At 72.5% G+C, this 14,972-nt stretch carries 10 protein-coding genes and 1 pseudogene; 4 read left to right on the top strand and 7 right to left on the bottom strand.

The genetic code is table 11. The features are described from left to right. Nucleotides 1–20: 20 nt before the first annotated feature. Nucleotides 21–704 (top strand): hemolysin III family protein, encoded by a 684-nt coding sequence (locus tag OOK34_RS07195; protein WP_267033039.1) that lies wholly within the window; start codon nucleotides 21–23, stop codon nucleotides 702–704. A 94-nt stretch (nucleotides 705–798) separates the two neighbouring features. Here the strand turns inward: OOK34_RS07195 and OOK34_RS07200 are convergent. After that, nucleotides 799–906, bottom strand: a pseudogene (locus OOK34_RS07200) (DUF397 domain-containing protein); the annotation flags it as partial. A 72-nt stretch (nucleotides 907–978) separates the two neighbouring features. Between OOK34_RS07200 and OOK34_RS07205 the strand changes: the two are divergent. Next, complete coding sequence (locus OOK34_RS07205) at nucleotides 979–1,437, top strand: bifunctional 2-polyprenyl-6-hydroxyphenol methylase/3-demethylubiquinol 3-O-methyltransferase UbiG (protein WP_267033040.1); 459 nt, start codon at nucleotides 979–981, stop codon at nucleotides 1,435–1,437. 280 nt (nucleotides 1,438–1,717) lie between these two features. Beyond that, nucleotides 1,718–2,107, top strand: a complete 390-nt coding sequence (locus OOK34_RS35480; protein ID WP_353963388.1) for a hypothetical protein — start codon at nucleotides 1,718–1,720, stop codon at nucleotides 2,105–2,107. On the opposite strand, the gene OOK34_RS07210 is transcribed toward OOK34_RS35480, so the two are convergent. The 5 genes from OOK34_RS07210 to OOK34_RS07230 all read right to left on the bottom strand — a co-directional run bounded on the left by OOK34_RS07210 (nucleotide 2,095) and on the right by OOK34_RS07230 (nucleotide 11,041). Further along, nucleotides 2,095–4,512 carry a galactose oxidase-like domain-containing protein gene (locus OOK34_RS07210; protein WP_267033041.1) on the bottom strand — a complete coding sequence of 806 codons (2,418 nt, stop codon included), beginning with the start codon at nucleotides 4,510–4,512 and terminating at the stop codon, nucleotides 2,095–2,097. The genes OOK34_RS35480 and OOK34_RS07210 overlap by 13 nt on opposite strands. A gap of 23 nt (nucleotides 4,513–4,535) precedes the next feature. Continuing rightward, a complete protein-coding gene (locus tag OOK34_RS07215) occupies nucleotides 4,536–5,735 on the bottom strand; it encodes a glycosyltransferase family 2 protein (RefSeq protein ID WP_267033042.1) in 1,200 nt (399 codons plus the stop codon). Nucleotides 5,736–5,741: 6 nt separating this feature from the next. Continuing rightward, nucleotides 5,742–7,292, bottom strand: a complete 1,551-nt coding sequence (locus OOK34_RS07220; protein WP_267036654.1) for a glycosyltransferase family 39 protein — start codon at nucleotides 7,290–7,292, stop codon at nucleotides 5,742–5,744. A 182-nt stretch (nucleotides 7,293–7,474) separates the two neighbouring features. After that, the gene (locus OOK34_RS07225; RefSeq protein WP_267033043.1) at nucleotides 7,475–8,746 is read right to left on the bottom strand and encodes a glycosyltransferase; all 1,272 of its coding nucleotides are present in this window, start codon (nucleotides 8,744–8,746) and stop codon (nucleotides 7,475–7,477) included. Between the two features lie 240 nt (nucleotides 8,747–8,986). Further along, the gene (locus OOK34_RS07230; protein ID WP_267033044.1) at nucleotides 8,987–11,041 is read right to left on the bottom strand and encodes a thioredoxin domain-containing protein; all 2,055 of its coding nucleotides are present in this window, start codon (nucleotides 11,039–11,041) and stop codon (nucleotides 8,987–8,989) included. A gap of 271 nt (nucleotides 11,042–11,312) precedes the next feature. On the opposite strand from OOK34_RS07230, the gene OOK34_RS07235 reads away from it, so the two are divergent. Next, on the top strand, nucleotides 11,313–14,549 hold the full coding sequence (locus OOK34_RS07235) for a tetratricopeptide repeat protein (RefSeq protein WP_267033045.1): 3,237 nt from the start codon (nucleotides 11,313–11,315) through the stop codon (nucleotides 14,547–14,549). 186 nt (nucleotides 14,550–14,735) lie between these two features. Here OOK34_RS07235 and OOK34_RS07240 read toward each other — a convergent pair whose 3' ends face one another. Then, nucleotides 14,736–14,972, bottom strand: coding sequence for a hypothetical protein (locus OOK34_RS07240; RefSeq protein WP_267033046.1), 237 nt, complete (start codon nucleotides 14,970–14,972; stop codon nucleotides 14,736–14,738).

The raw sequence follows: 14,972 nt of genomic DNA on the forward strand, positions 1-14,972 counted from the left end.
GCTACGGACCCGTAGGTAGCATGTGGACCATGACTTCAGACGCCGCCGCACCGGCCGTACCGGCAGCTCCGGAGGCCAAGCCGCTGATGCGCGGCTGGCTGCACACCGGAATGTTCCCCGCCGTGGTGGTCGCCGGCCTGGTGCTGATGACCTTCACCGACTCGACGCGGGCACGGGTGGCCTGCGGGGTGTACATCCTCACCGCCTGCCTGCTCTTCGGCGTCAGCGCCGTCTACCACCGCGGTACGTGGGGACCGCGCGGCGAAGCCGTACTGCGCCGGCTCGACCACGCCAACATCTTCCTGATCATCGCGGGCACCTACACCCCGCTGACCGTCCTGCTGCTGCCCGACTCCACCGGGAAGACCCTGCTGTGGGCGGTGTGGATCGCGGCCGCGGCCGGCATCGCCTTCCGGGTCTTCTGGGTCGGCGCCCCGCGCTGGCTCTACACCCCCTGCTACATCGCGATGGGCTGGGCGGCCGTCTTCTTCCTGCCCGACTTCATGCGCACCGGCGGCATCGCCGTCCTGGTCCTGGTGATCGTCGGCGGTCTGCTCTACAGCGTGGGAGGGGTCATCTACGGGATGAAGCGCCCCAACCCCTCCCCCCGCTTCTTCGGCTTCCACGAGGTCTTCCACTCCCTGACGCTCGCGGCGTTCGTCGCCCACTACGTCGGCATCTCGCTGGCCGCGTACCAGCACTGAGAGCGGGGAGCGGGCCTGGCCCGAGCCCGCCCGTGGCGTAAACGTGCGGCCGGGCCCGGGAGACAGACAGCTTCCGGGCCCGGCCGTTTTGCTCCTACCGCTGGCCTCCGGCGTAGACGGCGAATGCCGACCACGCTGCGGTCGTGAAGCCGAGAACCGGCGCCTCGGGCTCATCGTTGCGCTTGGAGTCCCGCACGTGAACGGTGCCCGGCTGCGGGCACGCTGGGCGGGCAGGGCGCCCTGGGCGAGGATGTCGAAGCGACGGACGAACTGTTTGACCGGCCGCTTCTTCGGCTGGGGGTTCCTCACCGCCGCGATGGCGCGAATGGGGCTGTGGACCACGGGCTACGACTGGTCGCCGGTCGCGGTCGAGGGCGCCTCCAACCTGTTCGACCACAAGCGGCTGGAGTTCAAGGTCCACGACTTCGTGACCGAGCCGCCTCCGCGCGAGCTGGCGCCGGGCAGCCTCGACGTTGTGGCGTGCCGTCTGACACTGCCGTACGTGGACCGGCACATCGCGATGGGGGACTTCCGGCGCTGGCTCAAGCCCCACACCGGAACCCTGTACTTGGTGGTGCAGGTCTGGGAGAGGCAGCAGCCCGGCATGTTCCGCGGCTACCCGGACGCGGTCATCGAGGACCTGCGACACGGCTGGGCGCACACCGCCCGCTGGGACCTGGACCTCGCGGGCGAGTACACGGCCCTGGCCCTCACCGGGCCGGGCAGCCCATGAGATTCCCGCTTTCTGCCGGCCGGCGGCCCCGATCAGGAAAGCCCTGAGGGGAGCGGGTGCAGACGACGGTTCCGTGGCCGCGTACCAGCACTGAGCAGGGTGGGGCCCCGGATTCGAGGGCGATCGGGTGAAAGAGGCGTGTCTCCCACCACGGATCGATCCGGCACTTCGCCTGCTTGGAAGGATCCCGCGCAGAGGGTCGCGGTGACCGCACGGGAGTGGAGAGCCATATATGGGTACGCACGGGTGGTCTCGGCGGATCGCCGGCCTCGCCACGGTGATGGGGCTGGGCGTCGTACTGCCCTTCGCCACAGGCGCAGTACCCGCATACGCCCAGGCGCAGTTGAGCGTCACGAAGACCCACGAAGGGGACTTCGCCCGAGGAGGGTCCGGCAACTATCTCATTACCGTGACGAACGTGGGGAACGAGGCTGGCGAGGGTCTTGTCTTCGAGGACAACCTTCCGGCAGGGCTCACGGTCCAGGCCGTGACCTCGTCCGCGCCCGCGGGGCAGTGGGACTGTGGCATCGCGGCTGATCTGTCGTCGGTGGTGTGCACCGTCTCGAGCGACCTTCGGGCTGAACGCACCCTGAGACTGAGTACGAGCACGGAAAGGGGGCCCGGCCGCACGCGCGGCCGGGCCCCCTGGTCCTCGGTTCAGCAGGTGTAGCCGTCCCCGTCCGCGTCCAGGCGCAGCGGGTCGCTGCCGTTGACCTTCATCCGCTGGGGGAACTGGTGGGAGGCCAGCCAGTCGCAGCGGGCCTTGGTCGTCTTCTTCACCTCCGCCGGGAAGGTGCCCGGAACGCACACGCTCGCCGTTCCGTAGTGCCGGTCGCAGCCGGCGACGGTGGGCGCGACCGGGGCCGCTTCACGCTTCGCGGGGTTGGGCTTCGGTCCGGCGAGCTTGTCGGCGAAGGCGTGTTCGTGCGGGGCGGGCTGCTGCTGGGCCACCGCCAGCGAGGGCGCTCCGCCCAGGTGGACCCAGGTCGCCACCGACGGGACGCCGTTCGCGTCGACCCCGAAGAGCATGTACCAGCCGGGCGGCGCCAGGTTGGGGTTGCTGGTGACGTTCAGGTCGATGGTGGTGTTGTTGACCACCGTCATCGGCAGGTCCACGAACCGCTGGTTGGGGTCGGAGGAGTGGGTGACCGCCGCCGGGCGGATCAGCTCCGCCTTGACGATCGGCCGGTCGACGGTGATCCGCTGCGTGTCCCCGTACACCCACTCCGTGTCGATCACCGAGGTGAGCTGCGGGCGCGGTCCCTTGAACAGGTAGGGCGGCGTGTAGACGGACACCGCGTGGTTGTACGTGCCGTTGCCCGGGTTGTCCCCGACCGACATGACCCGGCCGTCGGGCAGCAGGAACGCGCCGGAGTGGTAGGTGCGCGGGATCGGGTCGGTGGCGAGGCCCGCCTGGTAGGTGTTGCTGGTGGGGTCGAAGAAGGAGGCCTCGAAGACCGGGTCGGCGCGGTCGTGGAGGCCGCCGCCGGTCTCCAGCACCTTGCCGTCGGGCAGCAGCACGGCGGAGACGTACATCTTGCCCTCGGCGCCGGCCTGCGGGCGCTTGCCCGTGCCGGTGTCGACGAGGCCCTGCGGGAGGTCGGGGCCTGCGGTGTAGGCGGGGCTCGGCTTCTTCAGGTCGATGATGTCGGTGAGCCGGTTGGCCGCCGGGTTGGACTCGTTGTTGCCGCCACCGACGGTCAGGACCCGCTGGTCCTGGGCCGGGGGCAGCAGGACGCTCGCCGACTCGTCGCGCTCGTCCTTCTTGCGCAGTCCGGGCACGTCGGTGATGGTGTTGGCGTCGTAGTCGTAGACGGAGGCGCCCGAACCGGGCGTGCCGTTGCCGAAGGTGTGGCTGCCGGAGTAGAAGAGCCGGCCGTCCTGCATGAGGATCATCGAGGGGTACAGGCCCCAGTACGACCAGGTCTGGTTGACCTCGTTCATCGGCAGCCACTTGCCCTGCGCCGCCGAGAACTTCTCCGCGGTGACGTTGCCCGTGGAGTCCTCCTTCAGCCCGCCGAAGGAGATCACGTCACCGTTGCCGAGGATGGTGGCGGACGGGTACCAGTGGCCCCCGTTCATGTCGTTGGTCTTCGTGTACGTCTCGGTGGCCGGGTCGAAGACGTACGAGTCCTTCAGGCCCTGGTAGCCGATCTTGCCGTCGGCGGACGGGTAGCCCTTGTTCCCGCTCATGACCAGCACCCGGCCGTCGGCCAGCTGCACGTGCCCGGAACAGAACATGTCCACGGGCGTCGGGATCGTCTTGACGCTGCCCGCCACCGGGTCGTAGACGGCGGAGGTGAAGGTCCCGGCGTTGAACTGCGATATGTCGTTGCCGGAGCCGGCGATCAGCAGCACCTTGCCGTTCTTGAGGACCACGGCGTGCATCGAACGCACCGGGTTCTGGGCGGCCATCACCTCCCACTTGCCCTTGGCGCACTGCTCGGCCGTGCCCGTGCAGGTGGGCTGGGGCAGGGGGGCGGCCACCTCCTCCAGCGCGTAGTCGTCGGTGGTGAGGGTGCCCACGCCGTATACGGACAGACCCCACGCGATCTTGTCGGTGTTCGGCGGGACGGCCGGCGTACGGACCTCCGTACGCGCCCACGCGGCGCTGACCGGCGGGTTCTGCAGGTCGGCCCAGTACTGCCAGCCTGCGGTGGTGTCGTGGCGGAACACGGTCACCGACACGTCGGGGGTGTTCGACTTGTACCAGGCGGACAGGTCGTACTGCTTTCCCGGGACGACGGTGGGCGCGCAGGTGGTGTTCTCCGTGACCAGGGCCTTGCGGTCGCCGTCGACGCGGCGGGTGAGCGAGACCTTCATGGCCTTGGTGCCGCTGTGCGCGTCGGCGACGGTGGCGAAGGTGAAGTCGTTGTCGCCCCAGCCGGATTTGGACCAGCAGGAGGGCATGTCGGAGCCGGCCGGGCCGGCGGTCTCGAAGCCCGGATTGGTGAGCAGGTTGGGCGGTCCGGCCGTGGCCTGCTGCGGTGCGGTCAGGAGCAGGCAGGCGGTCATCGCCCCGACGGAGAGCAGGGCGGCCCGGCGCCCCGCCCTCCGTCGGATCTTCCTTCGCATACGAGGGGTCCTTTCGGTGCGGCTCAACTCCTGGCGGTGGGCACCGCGCGTGGCCCGCGCGGCAGGTAGACGAGCGCTTCGGTGGCGGCGAAGCGCAGTACGAAGGTGGTGACCAGCGCGAGGGCCGTCGCGGGCAGCACCTCCAGGCCGAACCGGCCCACGAACAGCGCGATCAGCGGGATGCGCAGCAGCAGGTCGGCGTTGGCGAGGAGGGCGAAGCGCCCGATGCGGTCCGCCCAGTGGCGGTGGCGGCGCCGGTCGCGGAAGAGCAGGGTCTCGATGAGGAGGAAGTTCCACAGCACCCCGGCCTGGTTCGCGAGCACCTCGGCGGCGAGGTACTGCATCCCGGCGTGGGTGAGCAGCCAGAGCGCGACCAGGTTGGGCACGAAGCCGGTGAGCCCGATCAGCCCGAAGCCGACCATCCGGGCGAGCGGGCTCGCGGAGCGCAGGGCCGCCAGGTGCGTCAGGAAGCGCAGGCCTTCACGGGCGGTGGACTTGGACTCCCCGGCGAAGCGGTCCTGGAAGACGAAGGGCACCTCGGCGCGCCGCTGCGGGCGGCAGCGGACGGCCAGCTCCAGCAGGATCTTGTAGCCGAGCGGCTTGAGGGCGTCGGCGGTCACCGCCGAGCGGCGCATCGCGAAGAAGCCGCTCATCGGGTCGCTGATGCCGCGCAGCGCGCGCGGGAAGAGCCCCTTGGCCAGCCAGGTCGCACCGCGCGAGACGGCCACCCGGTAGCTCCCGGCCAGCCCCGCCCGGCTGCCGCCGGGGAGGTAGCGGGAGGCGACGACGAGGTCGGCTCCGGTGCGTTCGCCCTCGCCGACGAGTTCGGGGACCAGGTGCGGCGGGTGCTGGAGGTCGGCGTCCATGACGACGATCCAGTCGGAGCCGGCCCGCTTGACCCCTTCGACGACGGCCCCGCCGAGGCCGCCGTCCGGGCTCTCGCGGTGCAGGACGGACACCGGGAAGGGGCAGTCGCCGGCCGCCTTCTCGATCACGGCCGGGGTGTCGTCGGTGGAGTCGTCGACGAACAGCACCTCGCAGGGCAGCTCGTCCGGGATCGAGGCGCGCAGGCGCCTCAGCAGCTCCCCGACGTTGGCGGACTCGTTGTAGGTCGGGATGATCAGGGTGACGCTGCCGGCCGTGACGCTGCCGGAGGCGGCAGAACGTGGAGCGTCGGCTTCCGGATCATCCAGGGTATGCGGGGGCCACAGGTCCTCGCTCATCGTGGTTCAGCTCCCACTCTCGCGGTCGGTGCGGCGGATCTCGATACGGTCCTCGCCCGTACCGAAGACGGCGACCGCGGTCGAATGCTCCAGAGCAGCCTTCACGTTGGGCAGGTCCGCCGCATCGCGACGCACGGTGGGCGAGGAGACTACGTAGTCGATGTCCCGCCAGCCCCGCGGCAAGGTCTTGGTGACGGCCGGGTCGAGGTCCGCCTTGTAGAACCAGATGGCGCCGTCCCCGGGTGCAAAGCCGTGGTGAACAGCATCGAGCCAGAGCGCGTCGTCGACGAGGACGCGGGTGTTCGCCGGGTCGGCCACCCCGCTGCCGAGCCAGGCCGCGGCCTGCCGGTAGGGGGCGTTGGCGTCGACCGTGAGCGCCGTGCGGTTGCCCTCGTACCAGCGCGGCAGCACGTACGCGGCGGCCGCCGCGGCCAGTACGCCGACCAGCGCCCACCGCGCGTACACCAGGGCCTTGTGCTCCCCCGGCCCGCGCCGGCGGCGCAGCACGGCGTGCGTGACGCTGGCCGCGGCGGCCGCGAGGACCAGGGCGAGGAAGGGCAGGGCCTGGATCACGTACATCGCCGGGAGGTAGCCGGAGGGCCGCATCGCGACCACCGCGAGGATCACCGCGGCCAGGGCCGGCCCGGCGAGCGCGCGGGCGGTGACGGACCACCGATAGGTGGCCAGCAGCAGGACGGCGCCGGCCAGCCCGCCGAGCGGCAGGACGGTGTCGTAGTACAGCCACGACTGGAACACCCCGTGCGAGCCGGAGCCGGGGTCCAGGATGAAGCCGGAGCCCGGGCGGCTCATCTGGTAGGTGATGCCGTCGATGAGGGAGACGTGCCCGGCGCCGGGCAGCAGCTCGTCGTTGAGCAGGGCGAACAGCGGGTACGACAGCCCTATCAGCGCGCAGGCGGTGATCGCCCCCGTCACGGCGAACTTGCGGGTGTCGCGGTGGCTGTGGCGCCACATCGTCACCAGCAGCGCCGGGAGCACCACCAGCATCGTCTCCTTGGTCAGGACGGCGGTGGCGGCCGCCAGCCCCGAACCGAAGTGGTGCCACAGGTGACGGCTGGGGGACGCGGCGAGGCAGAAGGCCAGCAGCATCCACATCACGGCGAGGTTGTCGAGGAAGATCTCCCGCTGGAGGACGACGGAGAGCGGGGAGAGCCCGAAGAGCCCCATCGCCAGCCCCGCCGCCCACCGCGGCAGCCACAGCCGGCGCGCCAGGACGTAGATCAGCACCGAGCTGGCGGCCGAGACGGCCAGCATCGAGAAGCGCATCGGCGCGACCGTCATCCACTCGGGCACGAAGAGGGCCGGCAGGTACGTCAGGCCCGCGACCTGGATCCAGCCCAGCGGCGGATGGTCGTACCAGTACGTGTAGTGGGCCAGGCCGTCACCCTGCTGGACGGCCCAGGCCTGCGCCAGGTAGGTGCCCTCGTCGTCGCTCAGGGTCGGGAAGTTGGTGATGTTCCAGCCCTGTACGAGGACGATCGCCAGCAGGATCACACCGCAGAGCAGCAGGTCGGGGCGGGAGGAGCGGAAACGCACCATCGGGCGGGCCGGCGCGGGACGCACCCCGAGACCGCCCTGGCGCCCGGAGCGCCCGGAGCCCTCGGAGCCCTCGGAACGCCCGGAGTCACCGGAGCCGGGCGGACGGCGTACGGGCAGGAGCTGGGCGGTGTCGGCGGCAGCGTCCGCCGGCTGGGGATCAGTGGCCGTGGGCAGGGTGGCGGTCACTGGAGGCTGTCCTCTCGGATCGGGGTGGCGGAGGTCAGGTGGGCGCCGGTGTGGCTGGTCAGCTCCCACTCGTTGCGGCCGCGCTGCTCGCGCCAGACCGCGCGGATCGCGGCGCCCGCCAGCATCACCTGGTAGAAGGGGCCGCCGACGACGAGCTTGAGGTAGTGCACGAAGCGCACGCGCAGACCGTACTGGCGGCCGAAGTCGTGCAGGCCGACGATCTCGAAGACGAAGGTCACCATCGCCGTGATCATGGGGAGGAAGGTGATGATCGCGATGCCGACCGGGACGTCGAGGAAGACCGCCACGGCGCAGTTGACCGGGATGATCACCCCCGAGGTGGCCTGCATGAAGGGGGTCATCAGGGTGTAGCGCGCCAGCCAGCGCTGGCCGCGGCCCGGCAGCTGCTGCCAGTCCTTCTTGCGGTAGACCTGAAGGAAGCCCTGGTTCCAGCGGGTGCGCTGCTTGAGCAGGCTCATCAGCGAACCGGGGGTCTCCTCACGGGTGACCATGTCGGAGTCGTACGCGACGACCACCTTCTTGCCCACCGAGGACAACCGCACGCCCAGGTCGCAGTCCTCGGCGAGGCAGTTCTGGTCCCAGCCGCCGGCCTCGCGCAGCACACCGGTGCGCACGAAGACGGTGTTGCCGCCCAGCGGGATGAAGCCCTTCTCGGCGTGCAGGTGGAGGCGGGAGCGGAACCAGAAGAAGTACTCCAGGCAGTTGCGCAGGCTGTACCAGCTGGAGTGGAAGTTGATGAGCTGGACCCCGCCCTGCACCACGTCCGCCCCGGTGGCGCGGAAGGCGTGGTCGACGTGGGTGAGCAGCTCGGGGTGGACCTGGTCCTCGGCGTCGAAGACCCCGACGATGTCGCCCCGGCAGTGCGGGAGGGCGGTGTTGAGGGCCTTCGGCTTGTTCTTCGTCTCGTTGTGGTCGACGACGACCCGCACCCGCTCGGGCGCCCGGGCGGCGGCCCGCTCGGCCACGGCGGTCGTCTCCGGGTCGTCGTGGCCGACGATGACGATGATCTCGTAGTCGGTGTGGCTCGACTCGAGCAGCCGGTCGATGGTGTGTTCCAGAACGGCCTGCTCGTGGCGGGCGGGCAGCAGCAGCGAGAAGGACAGCCGGCCCCCGCCGTCGGGGCTGTCGAAGCGCGTCGAGGCGAGCGTCTCGGGCGTGCGCCACGCGTGCATCTGCCACCACAGCGTGAAGGCAGCCATCCAGAAGAGCGCCAGAGATATGGCGGAAATGAACACGGAAGTGAACAAACCGTCCCCCACAGACATGCCGCAACCCCAGGCGGCGAACGAAGACCCCCCGGAGGCCGGAGCGGGCCCCCCGGCCCGCCGCCTCCGCTTCCCCCACGTGCGCACCCCCCAGTGCGCTGTCTCGGTGACTCCCGAAGACACGAGACTAGGCACCAAAGATGAAACTGAGGCGCCGCCTGGATAAAAACCACGTTTCCGAGTTGACGTACGGCAACCGGAATTGACGGTACTCCGCCAGAATCAGGGATGAACCACACCCAACTGCTCTGCCAGTTCGACCAGTTCGGTCGTAGGCCGCGCGCAGACGAAATGGCGGCAGACATACGCCGTCGGAAGGTCGCTCACAAGTGTGCGCTCGGCCAGAAGGGGGAACTCGCCCCCGCTGCCGTCCGCCGCACGCGGCAGACCGACCGCCACCACCGCCCCGGGAGCCGTCCCCAGCAACGCCGTCCGGTGCAGCGCGGCCCGCGCCGGATCCTCCGGATGACCGACGACGGCCACCTCGCGCGGCCCGTCGACGAGCGCCTCCGCGACCGCCAGACCGTGCCCGATGAAGCGCGGGGCGCGCGGCCCCAGGGCGTGCACCACCCCGAGCGCCCGCTCGGCCGCCTCCCGGTGCGGCTGCGAGCCGGTGTGCGCGGCGTACGAGAGCAGCGCGCCGGCCGCCGCCGTCCAGCCGGAGGGGGCCGCGGTGTCCGTCGGGTCCTGCGGCCGGCGGATCAGCTTCTCGGCGTCGTGCGCCGTGTCGTAGAGGGAGCCGTCCTCGGCGGTGAACCGGGCCATGACCAGGTCGACGAGGAACCCGGCGAACTCCAGCCACACCCCCTCGCCGGTGACGGAGGCCAGCGCGAGAAACCCCTCCGCCACGTCGCCGTAGTCCTCGAGCACCCCGGCGTTGGCCCCGGCCCTGCCGTCCTTGCTGGTCCGCGCCAGCCGGGCCATCCCGTCCATGTGGACCCGTACCAGCAGGTCGGCGGCCTCGATGGCCCGCTCGACCAGATCCGGCCGCTCGAAGAAGGCCCCGCACTCGGCCAGCGCCGCGATGGCCAGCCCGTTCCAGGCGGCGACCACCTTGTCGTCCCGCCCGGGCGCGGGCCGCTCGGCGCGGGCGGCCAGCAGCCGCTCCTTGATCCCGGCGATCCGCCCGGCGTCCACCGCCGGGCCGTCCTGCGGCAGTTGCAGCACCGACTTCCCGTGCTCGAAGGTCCCCTCCCCCGTGACCCCGAAGTACGCGGCCGCCAGCTCGCCGTCCGCCTCCCCCAGCACCTCGGCCAGCTGGGCGGGAGTCCAGGCGTAGTACGCCCCCTCCACGTGCTTCCCGCTCAGCGGCTCCTCGCTGTCCGCGTCGAGCGCGGAGGCGAACCCGCCCTGCTCGGTGCGCAGTTCACGGACCATGAAGTCCGCGGTCTCCAGCGCGACGCGCCGCGCCAGATCGGAACCGGTGGCCCGCCACAGGTGCGCGTAGACCCGGCACAAAAGCGCATTGTCGTAGAGCATCTTCTCGAAGTGGGGCACGACCCACTCCCGGTCCACGGAGTACCGCGCGAACCCGCCGCCCAGCTGGTCGTAGATCCCGCCCCGGGCCATCGCCTCGCACGTGTCGGCGGCCATCTGCAGGGCCCCCTCGGACCCGGTCCGGGCGTGGTGGCGCAGCAGGAACTCCAGCACCATGGACGGCGGGAACTTCGGCGCCCCGCCGAACCCGCCGCGCGTGGCGTCGTACTCCCGCGTCAGCCCGAGCAGCGCCCGCCCCAGCTCCTCGGGCCCGGGGACGCCGGCCTTCCCGTAGTCCAGCTGCCGCCCCGCCAGATCCCGCACGATCCGCTGCGCGACCTCGGCGACCTCCTCGGGCCGCCCGACCCACGCGGTCCGCACGCCTTCGAGTACCTGCATGAAGGAGGGCATCCCGTGCCGGGGCTCGGGCGGGAAGTAGGTCCCGAAGTAGAAGGGCTCCGCGTCGGGCGTGAGGAACACGGTCATGGGCCACCCGCCCTGGCCGGTCGCCGCCTGCACGGCCTCCATGTAGACGGCGTCGACGTCGGGCCGCTCCTCGCGGTCCACCTTGATGTTGACGAAGTGTTCGTTCATGTAGGCGGCCGCCAGCTCGTCCTCGAACGATTCGTGGGCCATGACATGACACCAATGGCACGAGCTATACCCAACGCTTAGCAGAACGGGTACGCCCCGCTCCCTCGCCTCCGCGAACGCCTCGGGCGACCACGGCCACCACTCGACCGGATTGTCGGCGTGCTGGAGCAGATACGGCGAGGTCTCGTTCGCGAGGCGGTTCGACATACGTCCCATCCTGCCGCACCGGCCGGTCCCCGCCCCGCGACGGGGCCATCAGGCCGCCGGTTCGGCCGCCGCCAGGCGATCAGCCCGTTTCCACACCGGAACCACGCGCGAATGGTCCCAGCCTGGCGGGCGTCTCTGGCGTACATATATGCACGCCGTTGGCCGCGCAGGCGCCAACTCCCTCTGAAGTAGCTCAGATTCCTCGCGCGGGCGACTGTCCCGCAGCACACTTGGCGCACGCGTGTGCCGGAGCTCTGCGAGGAGGATGCCGATGCGGGACAGCCATCGTGTCGAGGCGGAACGGGTGCTGGCCCGGGCCGTCGAGGAGGAGGTCCGGCGGGCGGGGTCGGGGGGCCCGGCCGACGGTGAGGTACTGCTGGCGCGCGGCCGGGACGCCCTGGAGGGGCTCGCGGCGGCCGCTGCCGAGGAGTACGCGGCGTACGTGGCGGCCCTGGACGAGGCGGCGGCCGGGGAGCAGTCCCTCGGGGAGGCCTTCCGGCGGGGGAACACCGGGGCGGCGCTGCTGGCGACGGGGGTGGCCGCGGCGGCCGCGGTGGGGGCCGACCTGGCCTTCGGGGTGGATGCGGGTACGGCGCTGAGCGCGGGCATCGTCGTGGGCGTCGCGGGGGCGGCGGCGACGGTGGCGAAGGTGACGGCCCTGCACCTGCCGGCGGCGAACCGCCGGGCGGGGGCCGCGGGCCGCCCGGGCGGGCCGGAGCAGCTGCGGTTGCAGTGGCTGACGGCGCTGGAGGTGCGCGGGATCCGGCCGTTCCTGGAGCAGGAGCGTGCGGTGGCGGCGGCGGTACGGGTCCCCGCGCGGGGCCGGCCGCCGGTCAACGGTGTCGGTGGCGGCGGGGCGGGCGGCGCCGGCGGGGCGGTGGTGTCGCAGCTGCGCGGCGGGGACCGCAGCGCGGAGGCGCGCCGGCGCAGCATGCTGGAGCAGTCGTTCGGGCAGCTCCCGGACGCCGACGCGCTGTTCACGGGCCGGCGTGCGGAGCTGACCCGGATCGCGCAGTGGGTGCAGGCGGCCCGGGCCAGTACGGAGACCCGGCCGGTGGTGGTGGTCCTGCACGGCGAGCCGGGGGTGGGGCGTACGGCCCTGGCGCTGCGGGCGGTGCAGGCGCTGCGGGACCAGTTCCGCGGGGCGTGCGTGGTGGACCTGCGGGGCGGGTCCACCGCCGCGGGCGAGGCGCCGTTGTCGACGCGGGAGGCGCTGCTGCACCTGCTGAACCGGCTGGGCGCCCCGCGCGAGCAGTTGCTGTTCCGCGAGGGGGCGTCGGCGGAGCAGCAGGTGCGCCGGCTCACCGAGCTGTACCACCAGCACCTCCAGGGGTTTCCGGTGACGGTGGTGCTGGACGACGCGGTGGAGGCGGCGCAGGTGCGCACGCTCGTGCCGGAGCGCTCGGAGAGCCTGGTGCTGGTGACGGCGAGGGAGCCGCTGGAGTTGCCGGCGGACCTCGGGGCGTGGGTGTACCAGCTGCCGGTGGTGCGGCTGGCGCAGGCGGAGGCGGCCGGGGTGCTGCGTGCGGGGGCGCAGGCGGCGGGTGAGGCGGCGCCGGGTGCGGTGGCGCGGGCGGGCCTGCTGGAGCTGGCGGCGGGGCTGCCGCTGGCGCTGCGGGTGCTGGCGCCGCTGGGGGCGGCGCGGGCTTCGGACGGGGGCGGGGACGGTTCGCTGGAGCACGCCCTGGAGCTGGCCTACGTACGGCTGCCGGAGGAGCGGCGGCGGCTGCTGCGGCGGCTCACCCTGGCGGGGCGGGCCTCGCTGGGCGCGGCCGCGGCGGCGGCGCTGACGGGCGCGGACCGGGTCGAGGCGGGGCGGCTGCTGGGCGAGCTGGCGCGGGCGGGGCTGCTGGACCTCGTACGGGGGGAGCGGTACCGGATGCACGACGCGGTGCGCGCGTACGCGGCGGCGCGGCTGGCGGGGGACGAGGACCGGGCGGAGGCGGCGGCCGCGCACGAGCGGCTGATCCGTGACTACGCGCAGCTCGCGGACTCGGTGATCCGGATGGTCGACGGGAAGATGTCGACGCGGGCGAACCACTTCGGCGGGCACGGTTTCGCCTCGCTGGACGCGGCGCTGCGCTGGCTGGACGAGGAGTCGAGCTTCATCACGGCGGCGCTGCGGCATTCGGAGGGGGTGGACCAGCAGGCGGTGCTGGACCTGCTGGGGGCGCTGTGCGACTTCTGTCTGCTGCGCGGGGACCTGTACCGGCTGGGGGAGATCAACGAGCTGGCGCGGGCGGTGGACCAGGGGCGGCTGAACCGTTCGGTGCAGTGGCGTACGGGTATCGCGGCGCGTCAGCTGGGGGAGCTGGACAAGTCGCGCACGACGCTGACCTCGCTGGTGGACCAGTACATGGAGGCCCGGCAGGAGGCGGGCGCGGGCATGGCGCTGGTGTCGCTCGGGATCACCCTGCACCACCAGGGCAATCTGCCGGAGGCGGCGGCCCGGATCCGGGAGGCGCTGGTGCTCCAGGAGCCGCAGGAGCTGGCGGGTGACCGGGCGTGGGGGCTGCACGCGCTGGCGGCGGTGCAGCGGGACCGGGGGCAGCTGGCGGAGGCGTTGGAGCTGCTGGAGCGGTCGCTGGTGCTGCACCGGGAGAGCGAGAGCGTGCACGGGGAGGCGTGGGCGCACTTCCAGCTGGGGCAGGTGTACCTGCGGACCGGTGACGTGTCGCGGGCGGAGGCGGAGCTGCGGCTGGCCCTCGAGCTGTACGGGCGTACGCGCGACGACCGCGGGCAGGCGTGGGCGCTGACGCAGCTGGGGCGGGCCCGGGTGGTGGACGGGGATCCGCAGGGGGCGCTGGAGCGGCTGCGGGACGCGCTGGCCCGGCACCGGCTGGCGGAGGACGTGCGGGGTGAGGCGTGGACGCTGTACTACCTCGGGCAGGCGCTGGAGGAGGACGGCGGGCTCGATGCGGCGGTGCGGGAGCTGGAGCGGGCCCGGACGATGTTCTCGCGGATGCGGGACGTGTACGGGCTGGCGCACGCCCGGTACCAGTCGGGTCGGGTCACCCGGGACCAGCGGGCGGCGCAGACCGGGAACCTGCGCAATTCCGGCTTCGCGCGGCAGCTGCTGGTGGACGCGCGGGCGGATTTCCGGCGGATCGGGCTGGCCCACGGGGAGGCCTGGACCTGTCTGGAGCTGGCGGTGGTCGACGCGGGCAACGCGCGGGCGGCGCAGGCGCTGGGCCTGTGCGAGGAGGCGGCCCGGCTGTTCGCCTCGTACGGGGACCGGCGCGGGGAGGACTGGGCGCGTTTCCTGCGCTGCACGATGCTCCCGTACGCGGGTCCGGGCGGGGCGGGGGTGGAGGAGGCGCGGGGCGAGCTGGCCCGGCTGGTCTCGGCCGCGCATCCGCTGCGGGACGGCCGGCTGGAGGAGTGCCTGGAGACGTACGGGGTGGTGCTGGCGCGGGGGGTGGACCCGGCGGAGGGCTGGCAGGCGTGGCGGCTGGGCCTGGTCCCGAACCTGCGGGCGCGGGAGATCATGGGGGTGCCGGTGCCCTAGGGGTGTCCGGCGGATCGTGGCCGGGCCGGGCCCGCCCGGCGGATCGTGGCCGGGCGGGGCCCGCCCGGCGGATCGTGGCCGGGCGGGGCCCGCCTGGCACCGCGTCTCGCCGGGCCGGGCGGCCGCGCGCGCGTGGAAGCGCCGCCCCTCCCTGACGGGGGGCGGCGCTCCGGCGCCGGCCGCGGCCTACTTGGCCCGGGTGCCTTCGGCGGCGGAGGCGGCCGGGGTGGCGGCCGGCTCGGGGGCCTCCTGGAAGTCGACGCGGCCCATGTGCCGGTTCATCGACTTCATCAGGCCCCACACGCCGATGGCGAGGGCGGCGAACACGATGAAGCCCAGGATTCCGGGGGTCACCTTGTTCTTGTCGAAGCTGTCGGCGGCCAGCGGAAGGAGCTGGGTGACTGCTGCGTGCGTAGCGCTCAT

It is taken from the genome of Streptomyces sp. NBC_00091, assembly GCF_026343185.1.
Taxonomy (GTDB): Bacteria; Actinomycetota; Actinomycetes; order Streptomycetales; family Streptomycetaceae; genus Streptomyces.